Source organism: Pedobacter sp. R20-19 (assembly GCF_000708265.2).
In the GTDB taxonomy this organism is placed as follows: domain Bacteria; phylum Bacteroidota; class Bacteroidia; order Sphingobacteriales; family Sphingobacteriaceae; genus Pedobacter.
This window is the reverse complement of record NZ_JCKI01000002.1, coordinates 310854-325745: the sequence shown is the minus strand read 5'-3', so window position 1 is coordinate 325745 and position 14892 is coordinate 310854. Positions and strand designations below refer to the sequence as shown.

At 37.2% G+C, this 14892-nt stretch carries 13 protein-coding genes; 1 reads left to right on the top strand and 12 read right to left on the bottom strand.

Annotation, left to right across the window (positions count from 1 at the left end; genetic code table 11):
* Positions 1–2 precede the first annotated feature (2 nt).
* The 12 genes from AN34_RS05195 to mraZ all read right to left on the bottom strand — a co-directional run bounded on the left by AN34_RS05195 (position 3) and on the right by mraZ (position 13892).
* Positions 3–1169, bottom strand: a complete 1167-nt coding sequence (locus AN34_RS05195; RefSeq protein WP_029282992.1) for a hypothetical protein — start codon at positions 1167–1169, stop codon at positions 3–5.
* Positions 1162–2517: a UDP-N-acetylmuramate--L-alanine ligase gene (gene murC / locus AN34_RS05190; protein WP_029282990.1), complete on the bottom strand. Its 1356-nt coding sequence runs from the start codon at positions 2515–2517 to the stop codon at positions 1162–1164. The genes AN34_RS05195 and murC overlap by 8 nt, the downstream gene beginning before the upstream one ends.
* Positions 2518–2598: 81 nt before the next feature.
* Positions 2599–3702 (bottom strand): undecaprenyldiphospho-muramoylpentapeptide beta-N-acetylglucosaminyltransferase, encoded by a 1104-nt coding sequence (gene murG / locus AN34_RS05185; protein ID WP_029282987.1) that lies wholly within the window; start codon positions 3700–3702, stop codon positions 2599–2601.
* 289 nt (positions 3703–3991) lie between these two features.
* The gene (locus AN34_RS05180) at positions 3992–4366 is read right to left on the bottom strand and encodes a four helix bundle protein (protein WP_029282985.1); all 375 of its coding nucleotides are present in this window, start codon (positions 4364–4366) and stop codon (positions 3992–3994) included.
* Positions 4367–4485: 119 nt separating this feature from the next.
* The gene (locus AN34_RS05175; RefSeq protein WP_029282983.1) at positions 4486–5679 is read right to left on the bottom strand and encodes an FtsW/RodA/SpoVE family cell cycle protein; all 1194 of its coding nucleotides are present in this window, start codon (positions 5677–5679) and stop codon (positions 4486–4488) included.
* 17 nt (positions 5680–5696) lie between these two features.
* A complete protein-coding gene (gene murD / locus AN34_RS05170; protein WP_082468327.1) occupies positions 5697–7091 on the bottom strand; it encodes a UDP-N-acetylmuramoyl-L-alanine--D-glutamate ligase in 1395 nt (464 codons plus the stop codon).
* 147 nt (positions 7092–7238) lie between these two features.
* Positions 7239–8486 carry a phospho-N-acetylmuramoyl-pentapeptide-transferase gene (mraY, locus tag AN34_RS05165; protein WP_029282979.1) on the bottom strand — a complete coding sequence of 416 codons (1248 nt, stop codon included), beginning with the start codon at positions 8484–8486 and terminating at the stop codon, positions 7239–7241.
* Positions 8486–9943 (bottom strand): UDP-N-acetylmuramoyl-L-alanyl-D-glutamate--2,6-diaminopimelate ligase, encoded by a 1458-nt coding sequence (locus tag AN34_RS05160; protein ID WP_029282977.1) that lies wholly within the window; start codon positions 9941–9943, stop codon positions 8486–8488. Before AN34_RS05160 ends, mraY begins: the two co-directional genes overlap by 1 nt.
* A gap of 75 nt (positions 9944–10018) precedes the next feature.
* Positions 10019–12121 (bottom strand): penicillin-binding protein, encoded by a 2103-nt coding sequence (locus AN34_RS05155; RefSeq protein ID WP_029282975.1) that lies wholly within the window; start codon positions 12119–12121, stop codon positions 10019–10021.
* Positions 12111–12533, bottom strand: coding sequence for an FtsL-like putative cell division protein (locus AN34_RS05150; RefSeq protein ID WP_029282973.1), 423 nt, complete (start codon positions 12531–12533; stop codon positions 12111–12113). The genes AN34_RS05155 and AN34_RS05150 overlap by 11 nt, the downstream gene beginning before the upstream one ends.
* Positions 12530–13435, bottom strand: coding sequence for a 16S rRNA (cytosine(1402)-N(4))-methyltransferase RsmH (rsmH, locus tag AN34_RS05145; protein WP_029282971.1), 906 nt, complete (start codon positions 13433–13435; stop codon positions 12530–12532). Before rsmH ends, AN34_RS05150 begins: the two co-directional genes overlap by 4 nt.
* Positions 13425–13892: a division/cell wall cluster transcriptional repressor MraZ gene (gene mraZ / locus AN34_RS05140; RefSeq protein WP_029282969.1), complete on the bottom strand. Its 468-nt coding sequence runs from the start codon at positions 13890–13892 to the stop codon at positions 13425–13427. Before mraZ ends, rsmH begins: the two co-directional genes overlap by 11 nt.
* Positions 13893–14297: 405 nt before the next feature.
* On the opposite strand from mraZ, the gene AN34_RS05135 reads away from it, so the two are divergent.
* A complete protein-coding gene (locus tag AN34_RS05135) occupies positions 14298–14867 on the top strand; it encodes a transposase (RefSeq protein WP_029282967.1) in 570 nt (189 codons plus the stop codon).
* Positions 14868–14892: the final 25 nt, after the last annotated feature.

Genomic DNA, 14892 nt, shown 5'->3' with positions numbered 1-14892 from the left:
TGTTAATTTTGCTGAGTTTTATATTGTTTTTCTAGGGCTTTTATTTCTTTTTCTCTTGCTTCCTTCTGCTTCTTAAGTGCTTGTGCGCTTAATACTGGTTTTGCCTTAGTTGTTGTTTTTTGCTTTTCTTCTTTTTTGGTATCCTTTGCCTTTGCAGCCAAAACCACAGTCTTTTTCGGTTCAGTCTTGTTCTCAACCTTTTTAACCTCTGTTTTTTTAACTTCAGGCTTCTTTGGTTCAACTGTTTTAACTTCCTGCTTTGAAGTCGTTTTAACTGGCTCTTTTTTGATTACTGAAGCGATGGCATCTTTAACCAATGAATCGGATACCGCTTGTCTTACACGTACACTATCCATCTTTGTTAGCCGCTTTAAATTTCTTGCGATTTCAGATGAGTCGCGTTTTTGACATACAATCTGATTGGTATATTTAATATTGATGGTTTTATAAGCTTCCCAACCTACCTGTGGCATCGCTTTTTTATAGAAAATTAAAAGGTTATTCATTTTCTTTTCCAATGAATCTGCATTACCCAAAATGATACGCTGATTTCCCACCCTTGGAATGAGTTCCATATCATTCTGCTGATCTACTACAACCTGTTCAATCTGCGCATCCCAAAGGGTATCTTTCTTAATGTATTGCGCCGTTTTATAAAGATCACGGGCGAGTTTAGTATGCAGGGTATCAACGCGGCTTCCAAAAACCTCGGCGATGTGTCCGGTAGCCACCAGCACATTTGCGGTAAAATTAGAAGAGGTAGGCATTTTTAAACCATCATTATCTATGTAGAAATCTTGTCCAGTTTCATTTAATATACGTACAATGGGCTGTCTTTGTTTGACTTCAATGTTTAAAACTCCATCCATATCAACATAAACCTTTGCAAATGCGATATAAGGGTTAGATTGTAATTTTTTTTCTATTTTATGAATATTAATTTGCTCCAGATTACGCCCTAAAAGTACACCTTGATCTTCTTTTAGGATGGCATCAATTTCTTCTCTTTCGATGAAATTATCTGCACCTGGAATTAAAATTTTTACATCAGTACATTTTACGTTCTGCTTTTTAACGTTGATAAAACTTAAAAGCATCACCACGCCTGCCAGGCTAATTAGCCAGGCAAAGCCAGTAAATATTGCGCTCCAGTCAAATCGTTTAAGCATGATTTAATATGTTTTTAATGGGTTCAATAATGGTATCAATATCACCCGCACCTACTGTTAAAATTAACTCAGGTTTTTCATCTTTTATATATTGTATTACCGCATCCTTGTCCATAACCCGTTTACTTTCCAATGTAATTTTATCTAGTAAAAACTGAGCATTAATGCCTTCGAGTGGTAATTCGCGGGCCGGGTAAATATCCAGTAATAATAACTCGTCAACTGTACTTAAAACACTTGCGAAGTCATCAGCAAAATCACGCGTACGGGTAAAAAGGTGTGGCTGAAAAACTACCGTAAGTTTTTTCTCCGGGTATAATTGTCTTACCGCATCGAAACAAGCCCTTAATTCTTCAGGGTGATGGGCATAATCATCAATATAAATCTGCTTAGCATTATTTGCAATATATTCAAAACGACGCTTTACGCCTTTAAAATTGGCAACAGCTTGTTTTACTTTTTCTGCATCTATACCCAGTTGTAAAGCAATGGCTATGGCTACGGTTGTATTTTCTACATTATGCTTTCCTGGCAACATCAAACTTATATCTCTCAGTTCCTGTTTTGCATCGGCATAATCAAAAACAAATTTTGATCCCTCTACTCTCAAATTTTCAGCTTTTGAAGTAGCTGTAACACTCGCCGCATAGGTAAGTCCATTAGCAAGTGGCAATCCCTCATGCATATATAGCGTACCTTCAGGTTTTAACTGACCTGCATATAATCGGAACGACTCTTCCAGATGGCTTTTATCTCCGTAAATATCCAGGTGATCGGCATCCATAGAGGTGACCACTGCAATATCAGGGTGTAAGGTTAGAAATGAACGGTCATATTCATCCGCTTCCACAACCACTACATTATTTTTACCAAATAATACGTTGCTGTTGTAATTACTGGCAATGCCTCCTAAAAATGCGGTACAATCATATCCTGTATCTTTCAAAATATGTGCTACAATGGATGATGTAGTGGTTTTCCCATGCGTACCAGCAATACCAATACAAAACATTCCCTTACTAATAATCCCTAAAACTTCAGATCTTTTTTTCAAGATGAACCCCAAATCCTTGAAGTGATTTAAAACTTTAGCATCTTTTGGAATGGCCGGTGTATAAACCACCAATGTATCTTCTTGTGGATTTAGAAATGCTTCAGGCAATGTAGATACTTCATCAACATAAGTGACCTGTATCCCTTCATTCTCTAATATTTCAGTAAGTCGGGTTTTAGTTTTATCATAACCAGAAACAACCTGACCTCGTTTAGCAAAATAACGGGCAAGCGCACTCATGCCGATACCACCGACACCTACGAAAAATACCCTTTTTATTTTACTTAGTTCCATTTTTATTAGATTTGAGATGAGAGATATGAGACACCAGACAAATGGTCTTATCTCAAATCACACATCTAGTTTCTCATATCTTTACTTAATCAATTTCAACACCTCAACTGCAATAATTTCATCAGCCGCCGGCAAGGCCATTTTACCTATGTATTCAGATAACTTGGTGCACTGGCTTTCATCATTCAGCAACTCTAAGGCCGTTTTTACCAGAGTATCTTCAGCAGAACGGTCGTTAATTAATAATGCAGCGCCATTTTTAACCAATGCCATCGCATTTTTAGTCTGGTGATCTTCTGCTACATTTGGAGAAGGCACTAAAATCACTGGTTTTTTGATCAGGCAAAGCTCTGCAATGGTTCCTGCTCCGGCACGGGAGATGATTACATCAGCCGCTGCATAAGCCAAATCCATTTTATTTAAAAATTCCAGGATCCGCACATTGGGGTGATATTCAAGCCCTAATCTTTCGATTATCCCTTTATAATAAAACTTACCTGTTTGCCAGATGACCTGAACATCCTGAGCTAAAATTTCAGGCAGGTGCTTTTCAATCGCCTTATTCAAGGTTCCTGCGCCTAAACTTCCGCCCGTAACCATAATGGTTTTTTTTAACGGATCAAGTTTTAAAAGTTCAGCACCTGCATGGTGTTTACCTTTGATATCAACCACATCTTTCCGAACCGGATTACCTGTTTTCAAGATCTTATCTGCCGGGAAAAACTGATCCATCTCATCAAATGCGACACAAATCTTTGATGCTTTTTTCCCTAGCCACTTATTTGTTATTCCGGCATAAGAATTTTGTTCCTGTATCAAACTAGGAATCCCTTTCAATGAAGCTGCATATAATAACGGACCAGAGGCATATCCCCCTACACCTACAACAACATCAGGCCTAAAATCTTTAATGATTTCTAAAGCTCTTCGTACACTTCCGATCATTTTAAATGGCAATGCCAAATTTTTCATGATCGAACCGCGTTGCATACCGCTGATATTTAAACCCAAAATTTTATATCCGGCAGCAGGAACCTTTTCCATTTCCATGCGTCCGTTTGCACCCACAAATAAAATTTCACAAGAAGGAACCAAGCGTTTTAGCGCATTGGCTATGGCTACGGCAGGAAATATATGCCCGCCGGTGCCACCACCTGATATGATAATTTTTGGGGAATTATTCATTTTTTATATTTATTTATTGAATGTGTGAATTTTGAATGTGGGAATGTCTACTAGCGATAGCTACATTTCATAATTCTGTTCTTCTATCATTCTTTATTTTATCTTTAATTATTGAATGTGTGAATTTTGAATGTGGGAATGTCTACTAGCGATAGCTACATTTCATAATTCTGTTATTCTATCATTCTTTATTTCTATCTCTAATTATTAAATGTGTGAATTTTGAATGAGTAAAAGTTTACTAGCGACAATCACATTCTATAATTTAATCATTCTTTCATTTAATCCTTTATTTATTACTACTTACCGTTTTTCTTGCTTTCGCTACAATTGCTAAAATTTCATTTACTTCTTTCAATAATGGTTGGGCTTCAGCAGAATTTGTAATCTTTGATTCAATTAGAATCTCAATCCAAAAAGCAGTTTCATCAGCCTCTTCAATAACAATACTGAGCTTAGAAAAAAATTCAGCCCTAGATCTACTTCTACATGCGGCTCTATAATTTGCTCCGACTGAGGATGCTGATCTTATAAATTGTATACCAATTATTTTTCCCTCTTCAGTTTTTGGCAGTGTTTGATAAAATTTTATTGAACCTAAAACGAACTGCTTTGTTCTAGCCTTAATCGATGTTACAAAATCAACTTTACTTACATTTTCCATTATCTATTAATTTATAATTATTAAACTTTGGGATGTTCGCTATTAATAGGTCAATTCTATCACTTCTTCATTAAAACTCTCTCATTCAAAATTCCATCATTCAAAACTCAATTATAATCTTAAGCCATCGCCGGGATCTCTCCTACAATTACTTTATTTTTTACTTTTTCTTTATCCTCTTTGGCTATTGTACCGGCATTTTCTTCAACATCTCTACTTACACTTAAGATAATTCCAAAAGCTACACTGGTAAAAATCATTGATGTTCCACCCATACTTACCAGTGGTAAAGGCACCCCGGTTACCGGACCTAAACCTACGGCAACGGCCATGTTTGCAAAAGCCTGAATGGTTAAACTAAAACTCAAACCCGCCGCCAATAGCGCCCCAAATGCCTTCGGGGCCTTCGTTACTATTTTTATACATCGATATAAAAGCACCAGGTAAAGTACCATAATGACAATTCCTCCCAGTGTTCCCCATTCTTCAATAATAATGGCGAAAATAAAATCGGAATACGGGTGTGGCAGGAAGTTGCGCTGCGTACTATTACCTGGTCCTTTACCAAAGACACCACCAGTGGCCAGGGCAATTTTTGCCTGATCTGCCTGGAAAGTTTTATCTGAATGCTGCATCTCCGGATGCATGAACGTATTAATCCTGGACATATAGGTCTTCCGCCTTGGCCCTAGGAAAAATACAAATAACAATAACACAAAACCACCCGCACAAACAATGGCTATTTGTTTGATACTAATCCTGCCAATAATTAATAGTAAAATACTTACACCGAAAAGCATTAGTGCAGTTGAAAGGTTAGCTAAGGCAATCAACACAAACACCACACAAACAGAGCCCATAATCGGTAGAAAGGACTCTTTTACATCTTTGATGTTTTCTTGCTTTTTAGTGAGCATTCTAGCCAAAAACGTTATCAAAGCCAATTTTGCCAAATCGGATGTTTGAAAGGTTAATCCAATCACCGGAATCTTTACCCAGCGTGATGCATCGTTTAAATTCGTACCAAATATTAACGTGTAAACCAGCAATGGAATCGTGATGATCATTAAAATTTTAGATATACCAGCGTAGTACCGGTAGTCCAGCAAATGCGCAATGTAAATCATCCCAATCCCCATCAAAACAAAGATGAGGTGTTTGGTTAATAGCAATTTCTCTACGGCTTCACCTTTTTTATAGGCTAAAGTTCCCGTTGCACTGTAAACTGCCATTACGGAGATAAGCGAAAGCAAGATGATGATCAACCAGATCCATCTATCGCCTTTTGTTTTATCAAGTAGTGCCTGGAACATATTTTAAGCCTCCTATATTATAATTCTTTAACTGCTGCTTTAAACTGGTTGCCGCGGTCTTCATAGTTTTTAAATAAATCAAAACTCGCGCAAGCAGGTGAAAGCAAAACCGCATCACCGCGTTTAGCCAGATGGAAAGCTATTTGTGTAGCTTCATCTGCTGAAAAAGTATTCACAATAATCTCTACATCATCTTCAAAAGCATCATGAATCCGTTTATTATCCTTTCCTAAACATACAATTGCTTTTACCTTACTTTTCACCAAATCTTTAAGCATGTTATAATCATTGCCTTTATCTACTCCACCCATAATCAACACTACATCGGCTGTCATACTTTCTAAAGCATACCAGGTAGAGTTTACATTAGTCGCCTTGCTATCATTGATAAAATCAATTCCTGAAATCTTAGCCACATGCTCTAACCTGTGCTCAATATTTTTGAAATTACCCATACTCTCGCGAATGGTTTCATTTCTTAACTCTAAAACCTTCGCAACAATGCCCGAAGCCATAGAGTTGTAAATGTTGTGCTTGCCTTGAAGGGCTAAATCTGAAAGAATAGACATGGTTAGTTCTTTATTTGGTTCTGTAAGGATCTTTATCGTTTGCGCTTCTAAATAAGCACCTGGTTCAATTTTTTTTGTAATGGAAAATGGAAAAGTCTGTGCTACAGGCTTAAAAAGTTGTACGGCTTTAATGCTCTCTTCATCATCTGCACAATAAATAAAGACATCTTCTGCTGTTTGATTTTGAATAATGCGCATTTTGGATGCAACATAATTTTCCATTTTGTATTCGTAGCGATCTAAATGATCTGGCGTAATATTTAAGAGCACAGCAATATCTGCCTTGAACTTAAACATATCATCAAGCATGAAACTTGAAATTTCAAGCACATAGTAATCGTAATTTTCTTCCGCAACCTGAGCAGCAAAACTATGACCGATATTTCCTGCAAGCCCCACATTTAAACCTGCATTTTTTAGGATGTGGTACGTAAGCAAACTCGTAGTCGATTTGCCGTTAGAACCTGTAATGCAGATCATTTTAGCATCAGTATATCTTTTTGCAAATTCAATCTCCGAAATAACCGACGTTCCTTGTGCAACCAACTTTTTAATGATAGATGCGGTTGGCGGAATACCGGGGCTTTTAATCACCTCATCTGCATTTAAAATCAATTGCTCAGTATGTTTTTCTGATTCAAAAGAAATATTAAGTTTCTCTAATGCTGATTTATATTTATCGGCAATTACTCCGAAATCCGAAACAAACACCTCAAAACCTTTTGCTTGTGCAAGTTTTGCAGCACCAACGCCACTTTCGCCTGCTCCCAAAATAACCACACGACCCTGCCCTGCCATTGCTGACTGCAGGTTTCCTGATGTGTTATTTTGATTTGTGCTCATTTTTAATTAGTATCAAGTATTTAGTATCAAGTATCAAGACTGAGCCTAAATACCACTTATTTATTTTTGTTTACCACCTAAGGCATCTTAGTTTTCAATTCTACTTTTTGCTATTCAAGCTTTCAGCTTTGGTCTTTAAGCTTTTCACTATCTCAATTTCAATGTTACTATTGTGATGATTGCCAGCATGATTCCGATAATCCAGAAACGCGTTACAATCTTTGCTTCATGATATCCCTTTTTTTGATAGTGGTGATGCAAAGGTGACATCAGAAAAATCCTGCGGCCTTCACCAAACCGTTTCTTCGTATATTTAAAATAGGAGACTTGCATAATTACAGACACCAACTCCACTAAAAAAACGCCGCATAGAACCGGGATCAACAATTCTTTGCGGATCATTAAAGCGAAGGAAGCGATGATACCTCCAATGGCCAAACTTCCTGTATCACCCATAAAAATCTGTGCTGGATATGAATTATACCATAAGAAACCAACACAAGAACCTACGAATGCGCCTGCGAAAATCATCAACTCTGCTGAATTGGGGATGTACATAATATTCAGGTAATCGGCCATTACCGTGTTACCGGAAACATACGCCAAAATTCCTAAGGTAATCCCGATTACAGCGGATGTACCCGTGGCAAGGCCATCTATCCCATCCGTTATATTTGCTCCGTTTGATACCGCCGTGATGATGAAAACGGTAATAAGTAAAAAGATGATGAAGGCAAACTTCTGATAATCGCCACCTAAAAACTTCAATACCTTTGCGTAATCAAACTCATTGTTTTTATAGAAAGGCATGTTTGTTTTGGTCGATTTTACATCTTGTGTATAGTAAAAAGTCTCCCCTTTCTGACGCAGTACCATTGGCGCTGGTGAAGTCACTTTTACATCGTCCTGAACCGTTTCTCTCACCACAATATTGGGGTGAAAATACATGGTCGTGCCTACAATTAAACCTAATCCTACTTGCCCGACAACTTTAAACTTGCCTGCTAAACCTTCTTTATTTTTTTTAAAAACCTTAATATAATCATCCAAGAAACCAACTGCCCCCATCCAAATCGTTGTGATGATCATCAGGATTACATAAATATTGGAAATATTGGCAAACAACAAAGTTGGAATCAGAATGCCCAATAAGATGATAATCCCTCCCATGGTTGGAGTGCCTTGTTTTTGCATCTGCCCTTCGAGTCCTAGGTTTCTAACCGTTTCGCCTACCTGCTTTTTATGAAGGTAATCGATTAACCTCCGTCCATAAACAGTAGTAATCACCAATGACAAAATGATGGAAATAGATGCACGGAACGTGATATACTGAAACAACCTTAATCCAGGAATGTCATAATGCTTATGCAAGTATTCGAATAATAAATATAACATTAGCTGTTCGGGTTTAGTTGTTCTAGTAAAATTTCTTTATCATCAAAATGGTTCCTTACGCCATTAATTTCCTGGTATTTTTCATGCCCTTTTCCGGCAATGAGGATAATGTCACCGCTTTTTGCCAAATGACAAGCTGTTTTAATGGCTTCTCTTCTATCTAAAATGGATAAGGTTTTGCGTTTATTGGTAGGCGAAACACCTGCTTCCATCTCTGTAATAATACTTTGAGGATCTTCCGTCCTTGGGTTATCGGAAGTTAAAATCACTTTATCACTCCAATCGCAGGCCACCTGTGCCATCACCGGACGTTTTGTTTTATCCCGATCGCCACCACAACCAATTACCGTAATTACCTGTTCTGTTCCTTTGCGGATATCTGCAATTGTGCCTAATACATTTTGAACAGCATCTGGCGTATGGGCATAATCTACAATACCAATAATTTTATCTGAAGAAACGATATAATCAAAACGACCTTCAGCGCCAGTTAAACGACTTAAAGAAGTTAATACTTTCAATTTATCCTGTTCCAACAATATAGCAGTTCCGTATACGGCCAATAAATTATAGGCATTGAATGAACCAATCAACTTGAAATACACATCTTCATTATCGATATCCAGATGCAATCCGCTAAAACCGTTCTCCACAATTTTAGCTTTAAAATCTGCCAGTTGCTTCAGTGCATAGGTTTTCTTATGTGCCTTTGTATTTTGCAGCATAACCAAACCATTTTTATCATCAACATTTGTTAATGCGAATGCTGTTTTTGGAAGCATATCGAAAAAGGTTTTCTTAGCCTTTAAATAGCCTTCAAAAGTTTTGTGAAAATCTAAGTGATCATGTGTTAAATTAGAAAATACAGCACCAGAAAAGCTCAATCCTTCAATTCTATGTTGAGAAACTGCATGTGAACTGACTTCCATGAAACAATAATCACATCCGGCATTTACCATATCACTCAGTAACTGGTTAAGTGCAATCGGATTTGGAGTAGTATGTGTTGCTGGTATAACGGTATCATTGATATAATTTTCCACCGTTGAAATTAATCCGGTTTTATAGCCTAAATCCTTAAATAATTTAAATAAAATAGTGGCAATAGTAGTTTTACCGTTGGTACCTGTTATGCCAATTAACTTTAATTCTGCAGCAGGATTGCCAAAGTAATGACCCGCCATAATACCTAAAGCTACCGACGTATTTTCTACCTTAATATAGGTAACCGTATAATCATGAATTTCAGGAAGATTTTCACACACAATTACAGTTGCTCCCTGTGCAATAGTTTGCTCTATAAACTGATGTCCGTCAGTTAGCGTCCCCACAACTGCAAAAAAAACATCTTCTTTACCAACCTTGCGTGAATCAAAGTTGAGCGCATTGATTTCTCTATCGGTTTTACCAACCAATTCTTTAATCGTTACGCCATAAAGTAAATCTTGTAATTGCATATTTTCTTATCAAGTAATGAGTATCAAGTATCAAGACTTCTTACTCTTTTTATCTTCAGACTCCAGACTTTCTTTCTAATTCAACTCTATTTGTACACCTAAACCTTTACCTACCCTGGTACCCGCAGCTATCGACTGATTAATTACTTTACCAGAGCCTGCCACTTTTGTTTTTAAACCCGCATTCCCTAAAAGGTAAAGCGCATCCTTTAAACCCATTCCAGCTACATTTGGCATCACACCTCTTTTTTCCGAATTTTCCTGAAAAACAGTACCTGCGCTGGTATCGATGATATTGTAATATTCAGATTTAGATGCAAATAATAGTTTAAAACCAAATGCTTTATAAACTTTCTGTGTAGCCTTGCTTTGTCCTGCTTTTGTTGGTGGATTGCCTGTATTACCGACTAAACGTGTTGGCATATCATTGTACATTTGCACGTCGCTAGCATAAATTCGATCTGCAATTTCCCTGAAAACCGGGCCTGAAACTGTAGCACCGTAATAAGCATCTTTTGGATCATTAATTACCACAATTAAGGAATATTTAGGCTTATCTGCAGGGAAATACCCTACAAAAGATGCCTGATATTGCTTGTTCGCTTTATAACCCTTATTGGCATCAGCAACTTGAGCAGTACCTGTTTTACCTGCAATTTTATAAAGCGGATTATAAACAACTTTCTTTCCACTACCCTCATTTACTACACCTTCAAGCATTTTTTTAATCTTACTTAATGTCACATCCGAACATATTTGCTCATTGATTACGCGGGCTTTAAACTGCTCAACCGGATTTCCTAATCTTCTAATTTCTTTAACAAAGATGGGCGCAACATATTTTCCGTTATTGGCCACTGCATTATAGAAAGAGAGCATTTTTAATGGTGTCAACTGCATCTCATAACCATAAGCCATTTGCGGAAGCGTCATATTTTTGTTCCAGCTTTTATTTGTCTTTGGATTTTTAACCACCGGCATTGCTTCTCCGGGAATCTGCAAACCCATTTTTTCATTTAAATGCCAATCATAAAGGTGATCAGTAAATTTGATTGGATCTGACCCATAATGCATATTGATCAATTTCGCAATTGCGGCATTTGATGATTCTTCAAAAGCTCTCTTTACAGTAACTGTTTCTATTTTAGGGTGTGAATCGGTAATTAATTTTCCTGGAATCTGATAATATCCAGTACCGATCATTGTATTGGTATCTACCAATTTATCTTCTAACAAAGCCATGTAAGATGCAAGTTTGAAAGTTGATCCGGGATCCTGATTTCCGGCAATGGCATAATTAAATTTCTCCTTGTAAACTCCTTCTTCAATTTTCGAGAAATTAGCTACTGCTCTCACTTCGCCTGTGGCCACCTCCATTAATATCGCAGTTCCATGATCCGCCCTCATCAATTTCAGCTGTTTTTCAAGCGCATTCTGAGTGAGATCCTGCATATTAATATCAATTGTTGAAATGATATCAGCTCCATCTTTCGGCGCTACTTCAGCCTCTTCATTAACCGGAATATAAACTCCTCCGGCAATCCTTTGCATTAGCCTTTTTCCGGTTTCTCCGTTAATATATTCGTTATATGCCCCCTCTAAACCTACCCCATTTTTAACGTTTTCATTTTTATAACCAATGGTACGGGCTGCAAGTGCCTGAAACGGAAGAATTCGCTTGTTCTGCTGAACAGCGATTAAACCTCCACTAAATTTACCAATATTATAAAGCGGGAAAGTCCGGATCGTTTTAAGATCTGCATACCCTACTTTACGGTGTATTAATAGATATCTGGCACTGTCTTGCCTGCCTTTACGCAACATTCTGGCATAATCCTTCGGCGTTTTATCGTTAAAAATTTGAGACAGTTTGAAACCAAGTGAATCAACCTTTTCATTGAAAATCTTATCATCGGCAATGCCACCGGCAAACATGTCCATTCGAAGCTCATATTCTGGAACAGATGTAGCCAGCAAACTGCCATCGTTGGAATAAATATTTCCACGGGTAGCTTCTACATTTACATAGCGGGTAGACAGGCTATCGGCCATTGCCTTCCATTTTTTACCTTGCACAAACTGCACCTGACCGAGGCGTAAAAACACCGCAAAAGCAAAAAGCACAATTAAGCCAAATGCCAGGTATACGCGAAGCAGGATGTTTGCTCTAATATTCATCGCTTTTAACAATTATTTTTTTTGGTGGTTCAATCAGTTCTTTTATTCCCAGGGTATCTACCTTTTTGGCTACTTCTGTCAATTTACTTTTGAACATCAGATCTGCCTTTAACGATTTATACTCCCACCTTAATTCTTTTACTTCTTTATTTAATTTATCAATTCGCCGAACATTGTTTACGGCAAAATGGCTATTGGCGATATAAATCATCCCCAAAAAGGCAAGAAAACACAAATAAGGCAAAGCATCTGTTGCCGCCTCTTTTGATACTAATCCGTCATTAAAAAGCTTACTGATAAATGAATTACTATCCATTTTTTCTTCAGCTGTTTTTGGTTTTTTAGGTGCAGCTTTTAGCTCCGGCTCAGGTCCGATCTCCTCTTCTTCTATATCTTCCCTGAACTTATTCATATCTTCTCCGCAACTCTTAATTTTGCACTTCTAGCCCTATTGTTTAGCGCAATCTCTTCATCTGTAGCTACAATAGCTTTACGCGTGATCACATTAAATGGCTTCTGTTGATTTCCAAAGAAATCTTTTTCTACCTCTCCCTGAAATTTACCTTTTGCCATAAAATTCTTCACCGGGCGATCTTCTAAGGAATGATAAGACATTACCACTAGTCTGCCACCAGGCTTTAATACATCGGCTGCCTGCTGTAAAAAATCTTCAAGCACTTGTATTTCAGCATTCACTTCGATACGTAATGCCTGAAAAACCTGCGCCAGGTATTTATTTTCTTTTCCTTTCGGGATGTACGAAGAAATAGCAGCCTTTAAACTATCTATATCCGTAAAAGGCATTTCCAAACGCGAGGTTACGATGGCACGCGCCAACGACTTTGCATTTTTCACCTCTCCGTAAATACCAAAAATTTTATGAAGCTTATCTTCCGTATAAGTATTCAACACTTCTGCAGCCGTTAAATTCCGGTGCTGATCCATTCGCATATCCAAATCAGCATTATGGCGAATGGAAAATCCACGCTGAGGAACATCAAACTGATGTGAAGAAACTCCTAAATCAGCCAAAATTCCGTCAACCTGTCTTACACCTTGTAAACGAAGGTTATTCTTTAAAAATCCAAAGTTTTGATCTATAAAAACCAAACGGTTATCATCTGGAATATTTTGTTGTGCATCAGGATCCTGATCAAAAGCAATCAATTTTCCTTTAGCACTTAAGTGTTTTAAAATTTCTCTTGAGTGGCCACCACCGCCGAAAGTTACATCAACATAAACCCCATCAGGATTAATATTGAGACCATCAATGCAAGGCTGCAACATCACCGGAACGTGATAATTATTCTCCATCAACGCCTCCTTTCTTATTACCCATTACCTTTTGAGCAAGATCTGCAAAGTTTGCAGGCACGTCATCAAAAATATCTTCGTAAGATTTTTTATCCCAAACCTCAATCCGATCTAACTGACAAGCTAAGACCAAGTCGCTGCCAATACCTGCATACTCTACCAATGATTTAGGAAGCAACACCCTACCAGCAGCATCAAGCGAAAGCTCGGTGGCACCACGGGTAAAAGCCCGAACGAAAGCACGATTTTCCTGATCGTAAATATTTAGCTTAGCCAGATCAGCTACAACAGCATCCCAAACATTCTTAGGATAGATCACCAGATTTTTTTCAAATCCGCGATTGATAATAAGCCCTTCTTTCTCTGCATTAGGCAATTGTTTCTTAAGCGCAGCAGGCACCATAAGGCGTCCCTTTGCGTCAAGTTTACAATCGAATTCTCCTAAAAGTTGGGTCATAGTGGTATCTACACTTTTTATCTAGTGTAAAAGTAAAGAGTTCTACCACTTTTTACCACATTTTACCACAAAAAAGTTTTCAACATCTTTTTTGTTACATTAGAGTGGTATAATTAAATTAATAGACAACTTTAGATATACTCACAAAACACCATACACACTTATAACCAATACTTTATAAGAAGCAATTTCTTAAAGTGGGAATTAATCCCAAAGAATAACGCTTCTCTCCAAATCTAGACTAATTATTGAAGAAATGAATAAATAAAGCCACAAACTGGCAGAATGATCCTGATCGATAGTGATCAGGAGTTAATTTTTTTTTGAAATAGAATATGAGATTAGAGGCATGTATTACATTATAGTAGTAAATAGTATGCTGTTGCAAAATTATTATATTTAGAAATGAAATTCGAGACCCATTCTGTTTATCATATTTATAATAGAGGAAATAATAGCCAAAAAATATTTTTTACAGAAGCAAATTATTTGTTTTTTCTAGACAAGATCAGGAAAGAATTGATTCCACATGGTGATATACTTTGCTATTGCTTAATGCCTAACCATTTTCATTTAATGATACTTACTCCTGAAGATTTCAAATCTAATGATTTAAATAATGCCATTGGAATTTTGCTCAGGTCTTATACACGAGCAATTAATCTTCAGGAAGGTAGAAGTGGCTCCTTGTTTCAGCAAAAAACAAAAGCAAAAGAGCTGATCGATAAAAATAATAATAACGCTATAAATTACTTGGCAACATGCGCTCATTACATTCATTTAAATCCAGTCAGGGCTGGCCTGGCAAGACACTTAAACCAATGGCGATTTTCATCTTACCTGGATTTAGCTGGACTGAGAAATGGGACTTTATGTAATAAGGAATTATTTTTTATACTAAGCGGAATAAGAAAAGATGAATTTATCAAAGAGAGTGAAGCGATGTTAGATTTTAAACGCATGTCTTTTAAATAGTCATCGGATGAATATAGACTGTCGC